This is a genomic window from Nocardiopsis listeri (assembly GCF_020741345.1).
GTDB lineage: Bacteria > Actinomycetota > Actinomycetes > Streptosporangiales > Streptosporangiaceae > Nocardiopsis > Nocardiopsis listeri_A.
Genome location: NZ_DYZD01000354.1, coordinates 1 through 13,964 on the forward strand (window position 1 = coordinate 1; position 13,964 = coordinate 13,964).

Consider the following 13,964-nt stretch of genomic DNA (forward strand, 5'->3'; position numbering starts at 1 on the left):
GATCTCCTGCTGGTGGCGGTAGCCGTCGCCGCACCCCTCCACCTGCCCTTCTTCGTCGGCCTGTTGCCGGGGAACTCCCCACTCACCGAACTGTTGCGCGCCCAAGCGCGTACCGGTCCGCGGCGGCCCGCGTCCACACTCCTGCCGGCCCTGTTGGTGTCCACGCTCGCCGTCACCGTGTTGGGTCAGACCGACACTCTCGGCGGCGCCATCGACGAGCACTCGCGTGGTGAGATCCCCGGCGACGCCATGCTCGTACGGACCGACGGTGGCGGCGGATTGACCGACACCGCGCTCGAACGCACTCGTGAGCACGCCGACGGGGAGGTCGTCAGCCACCTCTCCACCGGCGTGTACGTGGACGGCCGCTGGGTGGAGACCGTGGGGCTCGGGCCGGGCGCCGTACCCGGGGGAACGGCGCTGGCCTCCCCCGCCACGGCCGAGCGGTTCGGTTGGGCGGAGGGTGACACCGTGGACCTGACCTGGCGGGACGGCACCCCGGGCCGGATCCCGATCACGATCGAGGAGTTCCCACCCGAACTGCAGATGTGGGCGGAACTCGCGCTGGCGCACGACCTGGCCCGCGAGCACGACCCGGCCACCTTCACGATCATGGCGGCGTTCGATCCGGTGGACGCCGAAGCGCTCTCCGCGGCCCTGGCCGACCAAGGCGTGCACGTCGAGGACACCGACCGGTTGCTCGACGAGGGCGTCGCCACCGAGATCGGGCTGTTGCGACTGTTCGCCGGGATCATCCTGGCGCTGTCCCTGGGGTACACGGCGATCTCCCTGGCCAACACCCTGTCCCTGTCCACTTCGGCGCGCCGCCGCGACCTGGCCCTGTTGCGGGTCGCCGGCGCGCACCGACGTCAGGTCCTGGGGCTGTTGACCGCGGAGTCGGGGCTGGTCACCATGATCGGGCTGGTCCTGGGCGCTTCGCTCTCCCTGCCCGGTCTGTACGCGCTCACCATCGGACTGCGGGACGAGTTCGATCCGCGCCGGGGCCCGGCGGAGATCTCCGTACTGCTGCCCTGGCCGGAACTCGGCCTGGTCTTCGCCGCCTCCCTGCTGATCGGGGTCCTGGCCGCGCTGGTACCGGCGACCCGCGTCCTGCGCCGGTCCCCGAGCGCCATGGTGGCCGGGCGCGAATGACCGGGCCGTTCGGTCCCCGGATCAGCTCCAGGCGGCGGGGTCGGTGCCCCAACGCGAGGCGGTGCGGTCCCAGCCCTCGGGGCCACCCTCGTAGCGCACCGGTGGCCGGGCATGACGAAGGTGTCCGTAGGGTGACGGGGCCTCGGTCAGCCATTCCTCGGCGTCATAGGTCCCCGCGCCCGGTTCCTGCGCGACGATGTCGTGCAGCAGCCAGGAGGCGGTTCCCGCGAGGGAGAAATCCGAGCGGCGTCCGCGTCCATCGGACTGCCGATCCGTGAGCGCGCGCAGCACGCCCGCGGCCATCAGGTATCCGGTGCCGTGGTCGAGGGCCTGCGCGGGCAGGGCGCCGGGACGGCCGTCGTCGCCGGACTCGATCGCCGCGATGCCGGTGGCCGCCTGAACCAGGCTGTCGAAACCCCGACGCCCCGACCAGGGGCCCCTTCGATCCCAGGCCCGCAGTCGGGCGACCACGAGCCCGGGGTAACGCTCGACCAGGTCGGCGGCGGTCGGTCCGCGCCGGTCCAGGGACCCTGGCCGGTACCCCGTGACCACCACGTCCGCCGTTTCCAGCAGCCCCTCCAGGACGCTGCGCCCCTGCGCCGAGTCCAGGTCCAGCAGGGTCGAACGTTTGCCCGGTCCGGTGTCGATGTGGCTGTCGGGGTCCTCCGGCATCCCGGGCGGATCGATCCGCAGCACGTCCGCGCCCAGGAGGGCGAGGGTCCGGGTCGCGACGGGGCCGGCGATGACCCTGGTCAGGTCCAGGACACGTACCCCCGTGGCGGGCAGCGTCGCCGCCTCCAGGCGACGGCCACCGACCCCGCCGTGCGGAGCGACCTCGGCCAGGGGCGGACGTCCGATCGCCGGTGCTCCCCGCTCGGGCGCAGGGGCGACCGCCACGGCCAGGCCGCCGGCCGCGTACACCCGTTCCTGGATCTCGGTGGCCGTGAGCCCGGACAGGACGGCGGCGAGCCGATCCGGCGGCGTGTCGAAGTCGCTTCCCCCTGCGATGCCGAGCGCGCCGAGCAACCGTTCCCGGTGGTGGGGGTAGTTGGCGTGGGTACGCACCCAACCGTCGGCGGCCCGCCAAAACCCCGACAGGGGCGCGAAAGGGGTGGGCTTGCGACCGTCGACGCGCAGGTGCCGTTCGCTGACGAACGCGGTGGCCACCGCGCCCTCGTCCACGTGAACCCGTGGGACCGCCCCGCCGTTGCGGACGGCCAGGAGTTCGGCGGCGGCCAGGGAACAGGCGCCGACGGTGGCCGTGGCCAGGGCACGCACCGGAAGTACCGCGGGCAGTACGTTCCCTGCCGTGTGCCGAACGATCTCGGCCGGTGGTTCGGCCGCGCCCGCGATCGCGGTCCAGGCGCTCAGGGTCGTCTCGTCGATCATTCGGGGACTCACAGTTCGTACTCGGCGAGGACGGAGACCTCGCTGAACAGCAGGTAGTACTCGGCGGGCGGTGGCTCGTAGCCGGGGAGGCCGTCCAGGGCGGTGGGGAGCGAGTCGCTGTCCTCGACCATGACCGTGACCGGCTCCGGGTCGACCACCAGTTCCACCTCGATCGGGCGGTCCGGGGGCGGGGCGAGGAAGCGGAAACCCCACCGGCCTTGCGCGTCCGGGGCGGCGTGTACCTCCCTGCCCTCGACGATCACCGTACGGCCCCGAGGCGCCACCCCCGTCAGGTGCAGTCCCACGGACTCCGCGCCCCTGGGCGAGGACAGTTCGAGTGTGATCAGGCGCCCCGATTCCACCTCGGTGTCGGACACGACCTCCAGTTGGGGCGCGGGCAGGTCGATCGGCTCGGCCTCGCCGACCAGCGTCCGCGGCCATGGGAGCCCCGGCGCCGGCGGGTCCACGACCTCCTCCCCCACGTACCCACCGGCCCACTCGGCCGCGGGGATCTCGGTCTCGTCTTCATCGAGCGGAACCGACCACGTGGCGGTGTCCGCGTCGGTGTCGAGGGTGTAGGTCAGGCGGGCCGGTAGGGGCCGTTCCGCGTCGTGGGGGTCGACCACGATCCCCGCACCGACACAGGCGACCGCGACGACCAACGCCGACGCCGGTACCAGGAGGGCACGGCGGCGCGGCCACACCGATTCCACGAGGGGCGCCATCGGCAAGAGGCCGAGCAGCAGCAACGGAATCCCCGCGACGAGGCCATCCGCCAACCCCAGCTCCAGGGTGGACCAGACCATGGTCCACAGGAGCACGGCGGCGGGCACCAACGACACCGTCCAGAACAGCGGACGCCAGGCGGAGTCGGGGCCGGCCGCCAGGGCGAACAACCCGCCGCCGGCGACGGCGAGCGTCGGCAGCACCAGGAACGACGAGGCACCGGGGGCCACCGCCGCGACCAGGGCACCGATCGTCCCCAGGACCAGGAGACCGCCGAACGCGAGCGCGTACGTCCCCGGCCACCGGCGCAGCAGGACCAGCCAGAGGGTGGCGAGGAGGAACCCGATCAGGAGCGCGGCGACCGCGAACCACGTCGGTTCGTAGGGGGAGCCCGTGAGCAAGTGCGCGAACCCCGGCCGTACCGCGACCAGCCCCTGCCAGAACCCGATCCCCGCCGCGGCACCCACCACCAGGAGCAGCGGGGTGATCAGGAAGGACACCAGGACCCGAGGGATCGTCACGAGCCCCCGGTGTCGGGCCACGACCACCAGGGCCACCGTCAGGGCCAGGGCGACCCCCGCCATCGGCGGCGCCCATGAGGCCGGGAAGTGGACCAGGCGACCCGGTGGGACGTTGAAGTACACCGGGTTGGGGTCGATCGCCGTCTCCGACCCCGCCATGTAGGGGGCCAGGTCCTCCTCGGCCAGGGCCAGACCGAAGGCGAGCGAGTTGTCGCCCATCTGCTGGAGCGACCGGGAATCGGCGTTCTCCGGGGTGTCCAGGGGGCTGTGATAGTGCGCGGCGCGCCCCGCGTACGCGTAGTCCAGGGCGGTGAACCCGCCCTTGTCGAAGGCCGTGAAGTCGGTGTCGTTGGGCAGGAGGGCGAAGAGTTCCTCGGTGAAGGAGTCGCCCACCGGGTGGGGCGCGGTCTCGGCGAACAGTCGCACCAGCTCACCGCTGCCGGGGGTGGCGCGGAACAGTGTGACGGTGCCGCCCGCCCCGCGCGCCTCGTGGTTGAGGACCACACCGCCTTCGGCTCCCAGGGGGTGGTCGTTCGTGAACGCCTCCGCGCCGAGGAGACCCGCCTCCTCCGCGTCGGTCAGCAGCAGGACGACGTCGTTGCGCGGTGGTTCGTCCGCCGCGGTCATGGCGCGCGCCGCCTCCAGAACGGTGGCGACCCCGACGGCGTCGTCGTTGGCGCCCGGCCCGGAGGCCACCGAATCGTAGTGGGCGGTGAGGAAGACCCGACCGGTGGGATCATCGCCCTCGATCACCGCGACGACGTTGCGGACCCGGGCGAGCGGGGTCGTTCCGGTGAAGGGGATCGCGGGGATGCCGGTCGACTCGTGGATCTCGGGGTCCAGGCCGAGGGCGTCGAGTTCGTCGACCACGTGGCCCAGCGCGCGTTCGTGCTCCTCGGTACCGACCGGGTGCGGGGCGGCGGCGACCTCCTCCACATGCGTGTGCGCGCGTTCTGCGCTGAACTCCGTCTCCGGCGCGGTCTGCGCGACCGGGGCCGGTGGGCGCAGGTCCCAGAGGGTGAGCAGCGCCGACACCAGGAGCAGGATCGGCCCGGCGAGGGCGATTCGGCGGACCGCGGTGCCCCGCGGGCCGTCTCCTCCGGGGCCTCTGTCGGCCGGCGGTTCGAGATCGGTACCTTCCTTGGACATGCGCGGCCCCTCGTCGTTTCGAGGACGGATCGGTCGGCCCGCCCCAGAGCCGAACCGTAGTCGCCGGCACCATGCTCACAACGGAAACCGGCCACTCCTGGCCAGATCCGCGGCCCCGTGCCTCCTACGAACCCCGCTCTCCGGCGGCGGTCACGGTCCCCTTGATCCGGCTCACCCGGCCGAGCTCGTCGAAACCCACCTCCACTCCGATGTCGGGGCCGGTCAGGGACAGCGTCCGACGGTCCGCGTCGGTGAAGTGCGGCGACAACCCGCGCAGTCGGGCGTAGGTGTACACGGCACGCTTGGGGTCGGACAGCCGCAGACCCGACACCCCCTCCTGGAGGATGCGCATGACCCGCATGGGGGTGGGGCGCGGCAGCCTCAGGTCCGGGTGTTCGATGATGAAGGAGACCCGGGTTCCGCCGCCCGCGTCACCGTTGTAGGCGAACCAACGGCCGGTGAGGAGCTTGGCCGCCTCGGTCAACGGGTGCAGCGCCAGGTGCGCCTCCTCCGGCGCGCCCGGCAGCGTGTCGAAGGGGACCTCCGCCTCGGCCAGGGCGGGGATGTCGTTGTCCCGACCGAAGTCCCTGACGGCGGCGCCGAGGGCCGTCAGCTCCGGGGAGAATCCGGAGGGGTTGGCCCAACCCCACATCCAGGAGCGCGGGCCGAGGGCCGCGCTGCCCAGCAGGTGGAAGCGCTCACAGACCAGGGGACGGTCGCCGGTGAACTCGAACCTGGCCTCTTGGAAGTCGACGTTCCAGTGGTGGTCGCCGAGGAACTCCTCCAGGTGGAGCTGGTGCTCCAGTGAGAGCAGGGCCGCGTCGTCGAGTATGTCGGGGAGGGTGTGCTTCTTGCTCATGCCGCGATGCTATTGCCCGGTTCGGACGTCCCAGGGCGCCGGGGCGCGCCCGGTCGGCACGGGCTCCCGCGCGAAGAGGCGGAGAGGGGCCGGGGCTGTTCCCCTGACGCCCCGACCCCGAGTGGGCTCCCCACGGCGGGTGGGGAGCCCACGTCCTGCGGGTCCTACTCGACGTCGGCGGAGACGAGGGCACGCCAGGTGACCTCGCCGGTCAGCCCGTCGACGCAGGCCGCCTCGCTGACGCTCACCTGGTCGCACACGTGGTCGGTCTGGAACCGGGTCACGTTGAGCTTGGTGATCTCGCCGTACTGCCCGTCCAGCTGGGTCGAGTCCAGGTACCCGTGGTCGATGAGCATGGACTGCAGGGCGTAGACACCGGGACCGCTGTCACCCGTGTCGTAGTAGTCGCGACCGTTCCCGGGGCCCCAGGAGACACCGTCCTGGTACTGGATGTCGGAGAAGTGCTGCCACATCTCCTCCTTGAGCTCCCCGTGCTCACCGAGGTCCTTGTCGTCCTGGTACGTGAGCAGGACCTCCTCGATCTCCCCGTTCCAGGCGTTGGTCGCGTCCTGGTCCCAGTACGGATCCCCGTCCGGGTCGGTCTGGGCGTTCAGGAGGGTCGTGGCCACCCAGATGTTGTTGTGCGTCTCGCCGTCGGCCGGGTACTCGGGCCAGGGTCGCTCCATGATCTCGGGAGCGTCGGCGGGGGCGATCGGTTCGTCGTCGGCCATCGCGGTGGAGGCGGTGAACGCGCCGCCTCCGATGAACGCGGCGGTCAGCAGGGCCACGCCGGAGATCTTCGTGAACTTGGAAATGCCACCCATGGACTGTTCCCCCAAAAGCGTCGTACGTCCGGGTTCACGTGGTGGGACGCCCTGCCCCGCCCGCCTCGTTCACCTGCGATTCCGTACTGGCCGTTTGCGGTCGATGCGGGCCGGCGCGTCAACCGGCGGCGGTCGAACGTGTCCGTGCGCGCACGCGCCCGCCACACGGCCCCGGAGGAGACCCGGCCGGCCCTGCCTGCGTCAGTTGCCACCGTGGGGGCCGGGGTCGGTCGCGGTCGGCCGGTTGCTCGTCCGGGCGGTCTTCGGCCGGTGGTGGGTCCTACCGCTTCAGGAGGTGGTCACCGGTTCTCCGGCCCGGCGCGCCTCGGGGGCGTGGGCACCGGTCGAGATGGTCTCGGTGATCCAGTCGCCGTGGGCGACCGGGTCGGTCAGTACCATCGGACCCACGCATGACGGGTCGACGTCGTAGTCACCGTCCCTGCTGACCAGGCCCACGAGCTCCCAGTCGCCCTCCTCGCCGCGTACCGCGGGTCCCCCGGAGTCGGACGTGCACATCTGGGCCTCCTCGGTGGGGTGCTCCGAACACAGGTCACCGTCCTCATCCATCTCCGCGCACCGATCGGGTTCGGTGACCTCGGTGTCCAGCTGTTGGAGGACGGTGGGCTTGTCCTGCTCACCGAACTCGTCCAGCATGCCCCAGCCCAGCGCGCGCACCGGTGTGCCGGGGGTGGCCGATTCGGCGGCGATGTCGATGGGGGTCTCCTCGACCGGCGCGTCCAACCGGAGCAGGGCCAGGTCGTTGTGCAGCAGGTACTGCGAGAGGGGGTAGTTCGGGTCGTCGCTCACGTCTTCGACCTCATGCTCCGGGTGCAGGACGGTCTCGCTCACCTCGCGTTCACTGCCGCCGGTGCCACGGTCGGTGCTGCCGACACGCACAGCGATGTTCTCCTGATCGACGCAGTGTGCCGCCGTCAGCACCCACTCCGCGTCCACCAGTGCGCCGCCGCAGTAGTGTTCGCCCTGCTCGTCGTAGAGCCCGGCCATGAAGGTGTACCCCTCGGTGGCGTCGGTCCCTCCGATGACGGCGTTGGCCGGGGCGCTCAGGGCGACCGCCGCGAGCAGGGCCCCCGCTCCGACCGTACCGACACGTGTTCCGATCCGCTTCTCTCGGCTGTGGCTCATTTCTCGGCCTTTCCGTGTCGCTGTCACTTCGTTCGGTGTGACAGCAAAACTACGGAGTGGAATCGGCCGGAACATCACCCGTGAGCACGAGAACGCACACCTACGATGGTCGAGCCGGAAGCGGTGTCGGGGCTACGGAAGTCCTATGCCCGAGCGGGTTCGGCCTCGACCTCCGTACCTCGTCACCCTCGTCGGTGGTCGGCAGGGCGCGATGGGAGCCTCGCGCCGCGCGGGCCCGCCGGTCCTGTACGTTCTTCGCCGGTCTACGCCGGGAAGGTGAGGCCGATTCCCCTCGCCCACAGTCGGGTGGCGGTCTCCACCACCACCTCGGGGTCGTGCTCCTCGCCGTAGAGGAACAGCATGCGGGCGGTGTGCTCCACCATGCCGCCGAGCATGCTCGCGGTGGCGGGCACGTCGATGTCGGTGGAGGCCAGCCCTTCCTCCTGGAGCCGTCGTGTGCCCGTGATGATCCGTTCGACGAACAGGCCGCGGATCTCCAGGAAGAGGGTGCGAAACTCCGGGTGTCGCGGTGAGATCTGCTCGATGACCTGCATGATCCGCGCGTTGTCCCGGTAGGCCGCCAGGAACCGTTCGGTGGAGTGGCGGATCCGGTCGATCGGTTCGGTACCGACGGGCGCCGCCGAGCGCGCGGCGTCGAACATCTCCCCCGCCACCCCCTTGGCGACCTCGTGGAAGACGACCTCCTTGGAGTCGAAGTAGGTGTAGAAGCTCCCGTAGGCGACCCCGGCGCGGCCGGTGATCTGAGCGATCCGGGTGTCCTCGAAACCGCGTTCCTCGAAGACCTCCCGTGCCGCCCGCACGAGGGCACCCCGTTTACGGCGGCCGCGTTCGGTGGGCGGTCGCCCGGCCCGGGTATTGGTTCGCACTGGTCGTCCCCGTCCCCTCCACTCCCCTGGATCGGTCCGGTCACCTCAAAGGGAGGAACTTCGCGATGACCTCGTTCATGATCTCGTAGGTGCCGCCGCCGATGCTGAAGACCCTCGCGTCGCGGTAGTGACGCTCCACCTCGGTCCCGCGCATGAACCCCATGCCGCCATGGAGTTGGACGGCGTTGTCGACCACGTGGTCCATCGCTTCGGTGGCGGTGTTCTTGGCCATCGCGACCTCGGCGATGAGGGGTTCCCCGTCCTGGAGCCGTTCGGCGATCCGACGCACGTAGGAGGTGGCCACCTCGGTGCGGCGGTGCATCTCCACCAGACGGTGCCGCAGCACCTGGCGCTTGGCGAGCGGGCCGCCGAAGGCCTCGCGTTCGCGCACCCACGCGACGGACAGGTCGACGCATCGTCGCGCCATGGCGCAGGCCTGCACGGACATCGCGATCCGCTCGCTCGCGAACTGGTCCATGATCTGGTAGAAACCCTGGTCCACCCGGCCCACCAGGTGATCGGCGGGCACCCTCACGTCGACCAGCGAGAGTTCGGCGGTGTCGGAGGAGCGCCAGCCCATCTTGTCGAGCCGGCGGGTGGCGGTGAAGCCGGGGGTGCCGCGGTCCACGACGAAAAGGGATATGCCCTCGTGCCCGGTGTCGGAGGTGCGGGCCGCCACGGTCACGAAGTCGGCGCGGTAGCCGGAGGTGATGAAGGTCTTGGTCCCGTCGAGCACCCACTCGTCACCGTCACGAACGGCCCGGGTGCGCAGGTGCGCGACGTCGGATCCGGCGTCCGGTTCGGTGATGGCGAGGGCGCACACGAGCTCGCCCGCCAGCGTGGGACGAATGTAGTCGCGTACCAGGTGCTCACGGCCGTCGGCGATCAGGGCGGGCAACGCGATGCCGTGGGTGAACAAGGAGGCCAGCACCCCGGTGGGCACCCCGGCCAGGACGGCCTCCTCCGACACCACGAGTTGGTCGATCAACTCGCCCTCGCCACCCACCGACTCCGGTGTGCCCAGTCCCAGCAGCCCGATCCTTGCGGCGGCCCGGTGCAGGTCACGGGGGAGTTCACCCTCGTCCTCCCAGCGTTCCACGTGGGGCAGGATCTCCTTGGCCGCGAAGGCGCGGACCGTCTCGCGCAGCGCTGCGCGCTCGGGTGTGTTCCAGCGGTCGGTCCCGCGGGCTTCGGTCATGGTCATCTTCGTTTCGCACCCTCTCCCAAAGAGATCCGGTTCACATTTTGTTATGGTGCGCAGAACATGACACATTGGTCAACTCTGTTGGCCGGTCACCCCCTGGAGGAGTTCCCGTGGTCGACACGCAAGCCCTCATCGAAGATCTGCGCGCCGAACAGGAGGGGCTCGCCACCCTCCTGGCCGGGGTCGACGCCGTCGACTGGGCCAGGTCCACGCCCTCCCCCGGTTGGACCGTCACCGACCAGGTCGCGCACCTGGCCTTCTTCGACGGCGCCGCGCTCACCGCCCTGACCGACCAGGCGGGTTTCGACCGGCTCCTGACCGACGCCATGGCGGACCCGGAGGGGTTCGTGGACGCGGCGGCGGCACCACTGACCGCGCTCACCCCCGCCGATCTGCTGGTGGAGTGGCGACGGCTCTCATCGGCGTTGCGGGAGGCCCTGAGCGAGGCTCCGGCCGGCACCCGGGTGCCCTGGTTCGGGCCACCGATGAGCGTGGCGTCCAAGGCCACCGCGCGGCTGATGGAGACCTGGGCGCATGGTCAGGACATCGTGGACGCCCTCGGAGTGGTGCGCGAGCCCACCGATCGGCTCCGGCACATCGCCCACCTCGCACTGCGGGTGCGCTCCTACAGCTACCTCGCCCGTGGTCTCACCGCCCCGGAGAGCCCGGTGCGGGTGGAGTTGACCGCGCCCGACGGCGGGCTGTGGCGGTTGGGCCCCGACGAGGCCGAGGACGTGGTCACCGGCCACGCGCTGGAGTTCTGCCTGGTGCTGACCCGCCGCCGGCACGTCGCCGACACCGATCTGAAGGCACGTGGCGCGGCGGCCGAGGAGTGGCTGCGTGTGGGCCAGACCTACGCGGGCGGGCCGGGTGAGGGGCGTCGGCCGGGACAGTTCCCCAAGCCGGCCGACACCCCTCGGACGAGTTGACCGAACAGTCGGGTTCGGTCCGGGGGCGGGGTCAGTTCAGGGACCTCAGGAGGGCGAGGAAGTCGTCGTCCTCGGAATACACGCCGGCCCTCCGGGTCTGTTCGTCGAGTTCGATCCGCACCTCGACCAGGCGGGGGCGACCGCCCACGGCCGATTCCGGTCGCCACCAGTACATCTTGTCGCTGATGGGCTTGTCGGTGCCGGCGGCGAAGCGCGCCGCCAGTTCCTGAAGGGTGCTCATCGCACCGACCGGGTCGTCGCTCTCGCCCAGGACGTGTGCCATCAGCACCGGCGGGGACGGGAACGCCACGAGCGCCCCGTAGCGGGCCTCTCCCAGATGGCGGGCGAGGTCGTGCAGGTGGGAGCCGACATAGAAACCGCCCTCACTGCCGATGTGCACGATGGGGGTGCCCCCGGCGTCCATGCGGGAGACCTCGACCGGTTCGCTCAAAGATCCTTCGACCGCCCGGTCGAAGGCCTGCTCCGCGTTCAGGCCGAGCCTTTCGAGGTCGCCCGGGTTCAACGGCCGGATGGTGTCGGGAAGGTCGAGGACCACGACCTCCGCCACCCCGGTGGCCATCGGGCGGGCCACCATCTTCGCCAGAACCCCCTCCGGGAAGGACGACTCCGCGTAGAGCCGGGTGCGCAGCCTCTCCCGGCTGACAGGGCTCTGAACCTCCAGGACCTGGTTCTCCAGGGCCGCGGCGAACTCGACCGCCTTCTCCAGGGCGTGTTCCTCGTCCAACCCTTCGAGCAGGGGCAGCAGACCGCCCACGTCCTTGCGGAGCGTGCCCCCGTCCGACAGCGTCAGCAGGAGGGAACCGGGGAAGTCGAACCGGGCGTTCAAGCCGCGCGAACGCAGCGCGGCCAGCATGGCCTGTCGGGCCAGGTCCGTGGACAGGGGCGGGTAGTGGGTGCCGAAGGCGATGCCGCGCGAACGCAGCTGCCGCATCATTCCGAACACGATCTGCTCGGCGAACTCCGGATGTTGCTCCTCCGGATGCTGCAACACCTGGGCGGCGGTGTCCGCGTAGTCGATGTCGAGGGAGTCGCGCCCCTGGTCGTTCGGTGGCAGGGGCAGACGCATCCCGGTGGGTGGGAGCGCCTGGATCTCGACACCGTAGCGAGCGTAGGTGGAGGCCAGCAGGTTCAGGAAGGCCGCTTGAGGATTACTGTCGGGCATACCGGGTCGGATGCCCGGCCCATGGCCGTGGTTCACGTGGATTCGCCCTTCCCATAGGCGCTCTCGTTCAGCGGGCGCGGGACAGCGCCCGCTTTTGCAAGGCCTCCAACGGACCTCGGTCGAATCGGCGCGGCCAGAGGGCCGAGGCGACCGACAGCAGCAGGGTCAACCCGACCCAGGGGCCGAACACCCACCATGGCACGGTGTCGGCCATCCGCCCGGCCGGCCCCGGCCCGAATCCGTAGCAGAGGACCATCAGGATGACGTTCTGCGCCACATAACCGGTCATCGCCATCCGGCCGAGCGCGCTCAGGGACGTCACCACCGGCCCGTCGCCCGTGACGCGGTCCAGCAGCCGGCCGATCAGGCCGATCAGGCCCAAGGCCACCAGCGGGGCGACCACGTAGCGATCCAGCAGGAACCGGTCGGGTCCGCCCCGAAGACGCCGGCCCGGAACAGGCGAACACCCAGCAAGAACATGAACACCATCGACCGTCTTCTCGGCGAGAGGTGGTCCGCAACGGGAGATGACCCACGCCTCGACGGCACCCGAACGAAACTAGACTTTCGGGTGGCGCCACCATGGCGGACATCCGATATGCCGGATATGACCACCTGTGGTGCAATATCCAGTGGGTTCGTGACCCGTCAGGGCTCCGACACCGCGCAACCGCACAACGAGCAGAGGGAGGTTGGCACACGATGACCAACCGCGCGTACGTGATCGCAGGGTCGGAGGCCACCGGCGGAGCCGGCATCCAGGCCGACCTCAAGGCCTTCCAGGAACTGGACGTCTACGGCGTCGGGACGATCACCTGCATCGTCTCCTTCGACCCGAAGAACGACTGGAACCACCGCTTCGTACCGGTCGACCCGGGTGTCATCACCGACCAGATCGAGGCCGCCACGAGCTGCCACGACCTGGACGTCGTGAAGATCGGCATGCTCGGTACCCCCGACACCATCGACGTCGTGGCCGAGGCGCTCCGGCGTCAGGCCTGGCGGCACGTGGTCCTGGACCCCGTCCTCATCTGCAAGGGGCAGGAGCCGGGCGCGGCCCTGGACACCGACAAGGCCCTGACCGCGCAGATCCTGCCGCTGGCCACGGTCATCACCCCGAACCACTTCGAGGCCCGCACCCTCGCCGGCATGGAGAGCCTGGAGACCGTCGACGACCTGATCGAGGCGGCCCGTCGCATCCACGAGCTCGGCCCGAAGCACGTGGTCGTCAAGGGCGGCACCGAACTGCCCGGCCCCGACGCCGTCGACGTCTACTTCGACGGTGAGGAGGTCACCGTGTTGAGCGGAGCGAAGATCGGCGAGGAGCGCGTGAGCGGCGCCGGCTGCACCTTCGCGGCCGCGATCACCGCGGAGCTGGCCAAGGGCGCGGCCGTGGGCGACGCCGTCCGTACCGCCAAGACGATGGTCCGCGGCGGCATCGAACAGCGACTGTCCACCCACGCACCCTTCGACTCGGTCGTGCCCGTCGCCCCCTGACCTCGCGCAGGGTGTCATCACTCACTTTCGGCACATCCGTGGCCCGCGACATGATTGCGCGCCGCTCCGATCGGTCAGGGCTACAAGTGGAACCGATCGAAGGAGGCCACCGTGTCCGAGGGTGACAAGGCCGAGAACAAGTTCGACGAGTTCAAGGGCAAGGCCAAGGAGGGCCTCGGCAAGGCCACCGACAATGATCAGTGGAAGGCCGAGGGCAAGGCCGACCAGAGCAAGTCCAAGCTCAAGCAGGCGGGCGAGAAGGTCAAGGACGCCCTGACGCCGGACAACAAGCCCAAGGGCCGTTAGTCCGACCACGAACAACGGGGGAGGTCCCGCCGGGGCCTCCCCCGCGTCATGTCCGGGTTCGCTACTGCTCTTCTTCGGGGGCGCCGTCACCGAGGGAGAGCAGCAGTTCGCGCAGCAGGTGGGCCAGTTTCCGCTGTTCTCCCGGGTCGAGACCCGCCAGCAGGCGGCTCTCGTTGGCCACGTGGTCCTCCACCA

The 13,964-nt window shown here is 70.5% G+C and carries 12 protein-coding genes and 2 pseudogenes; 4 read left to right on the top strand and 10 right to left on the bottom strand.

The genetic code is table 11. The annotated features are described in order from the left end of the window. Positions 1-1,152: ABC transporter permease (locus K8V84_RS18935; protein ID WP_304076777.1), on the top strand; the 1,152-nt coding region annotated here is incomplete at its 5' end. A 21-nt stretch (positions 1,153-1,173) separates the two neighbouring features. On the opposite strand, the gene K8V84_RS18940 is transcribed toward K8V84_RS18935, so the two are convergent. The 7 genes from K8V84_RS18940 to K8V84_RS18970 all read right to left on the bottom strand — a co-directional run bounded on the left by K8V84_RS18940 (position 1,174) and on the right by K8V84_RS18970 (position 9,854). Next, a complete protein-coding gene (locus tag K8V84_RS18940) occupies positions 1,174-2,541 on the bottom strand; it encodes a CoA transferase (protein WP_304076779.1) in 1,368 nt (455 codons plus the stop codon). An 8-nt stretch (positions 2,542-2,549) separates the two neighbouring features. Further along, positions 2,550-4,937, bottom strand: a complete 2,388-nt coding sequence (locus K8V84_RS18945) for a M20/M25/M40 family metallo-hydrolase (protein ID WP_304076784.1) — start codon at positions 4,935-4,937, stop codon at positions 2,550-2,552. 124 nt (positions 4,938-5,061) lie between these two features. Further along, positions 5,062-5,796 (bottom strand): DUF6882 domain-containing protein, encoded by a 735-nt coding sequence (locus tag K8V84_RS18950; protein WP_304076787.1) that lies wholly within the window; start codon positions 5,794-5,796, stop codon positions 5,062-5,064. Positions 5,797-5,960: 164 nt separating this feature from the next. Then, on the bottom strand, positions 5,961-6,620 hold the full coding sequence (locus tag K8V84_RS18955; protein ID WP_304076790.1) for a peptidoglycan-binding protein: 660 nt from the start codon (positions 6,618-6,620) through the stop codon (positions 5,961-5,963). A 288-nt stretch (positions 6,621-6,908) separates the two neighbouring features. Further along, a complete protein-coding gene (locus K8V84_RS18960; protein WP_304076793.1) occupies positions 6,909-7,763 on the bottom strand; it encodes a trypsin-like serine protease in 855 nt (284 codons plus the stop codon). A gap of 263 nt (positions 7,764-8,026) precedes the next feature. Beyond that, positions 8,027-8,650, bottom strand: coding sequence for a TetR/AcrR family transcriptional regulator (locus K8V84_RS18965; RefSeq protein ID WP_304076796.1), 624 nt, complete (start codon positions 8,648-8,650; stop codon positions 8,027-8,029). Between the two features lie 40 nt (positions 8,651-8,690). Continuing rightward, positions 8,691-9,854, bottom strand: a complete 1,164-nt coding sequence (locus K8V84_RS18970) for an acyl-CoA dehydrogenase family protein (protein WP_304076799.1) — start codon at positions 9,852-9,854, stop codon at positions 8,691-8,693. A gap of 110 nt (positions 9,855-9,964) precedes the next feature. Between K8V84_RS18970 and K8V84_RS18975 the strand changes: the two genes are divergently transcribed. Next, positions 9,965-10,783, top strand: coding sequence for a TIGR03084 family metal-binding protein (locus K8V84_RS18975; RefSeq protein ID WP_304076801.1), 819 nt, complete (start codon positions 9,965-9,967; stop codon positions 10,781-10,783). Positions 10,784-10,814: 31 nt separating this feature from the next. On the opposite strand, the gene K8V84_RS18980 is transcribed toward K8V84_RS18975, so the two are convergent. Continuing rightward, on the bottom strand, positions 10,815-11,966 hold the full coding sequence (locus tag K8V84_RS18980) for a hypothetical protein (protein WP_304076804.1): 1,152 nt from the start codon (positions 11,964-11,966) through the stop codon (positions 10,815-10,817). A gap of 67 nt (positions 11,967-12,033) precedes the next feature. After that, positions 12,034-12,455: pseudogene (locus K8V84_RS18985) on the bottom strand (DUF418 domain-containing protein); the annotation flags it as partial. 213 nt (positions 12,456-12,668) lie between these two features. Between K8V84_RS18985 and thiD the strand changes: the two are divergent. Both thiD and K8V84_RS18995 read left to right on the top strand, forming a co-directional pair. After that, on the top strand, positions 12,669-13,463 hold the full coding sequence (gene thiD / locus K8V84_RS18990; protein ID WP_304076806.1) for a bifunctional hydroxymethylpyrimidine kinase/phosphomethylpyrimidine kinase: 795 nt from the start codon (positions 12,669-12,671) through the stop codon (positions 13,461-13,463). Between the two features lie 111 nt (positions 13,464-13,574). After that, the gene (locus tag K8V84_RS18995) at positions 13,575-13,769 is read left to right on the top strand and encodes a CsbD family protein (RefSeq protein WP_304076809.1); all 195 of its coding nucleotides are present in this window, start codon (positions 13,575-13,577) and stop codon (positions 13,767-13,769) included. A 61-nt stretch (positions 13,770-13,830) separates the two neighbouring features. On the opposite strand, the pseudogene K8V84_RS19000 reads toward K8V84_RS18995, so the two are convergent. Next, a pseudogene (locus tag K8V84_RS19000) lies at positions 13,831-13,964 on the bottom strand (MarR family transcriptional regulator); the annotation flags it as partial.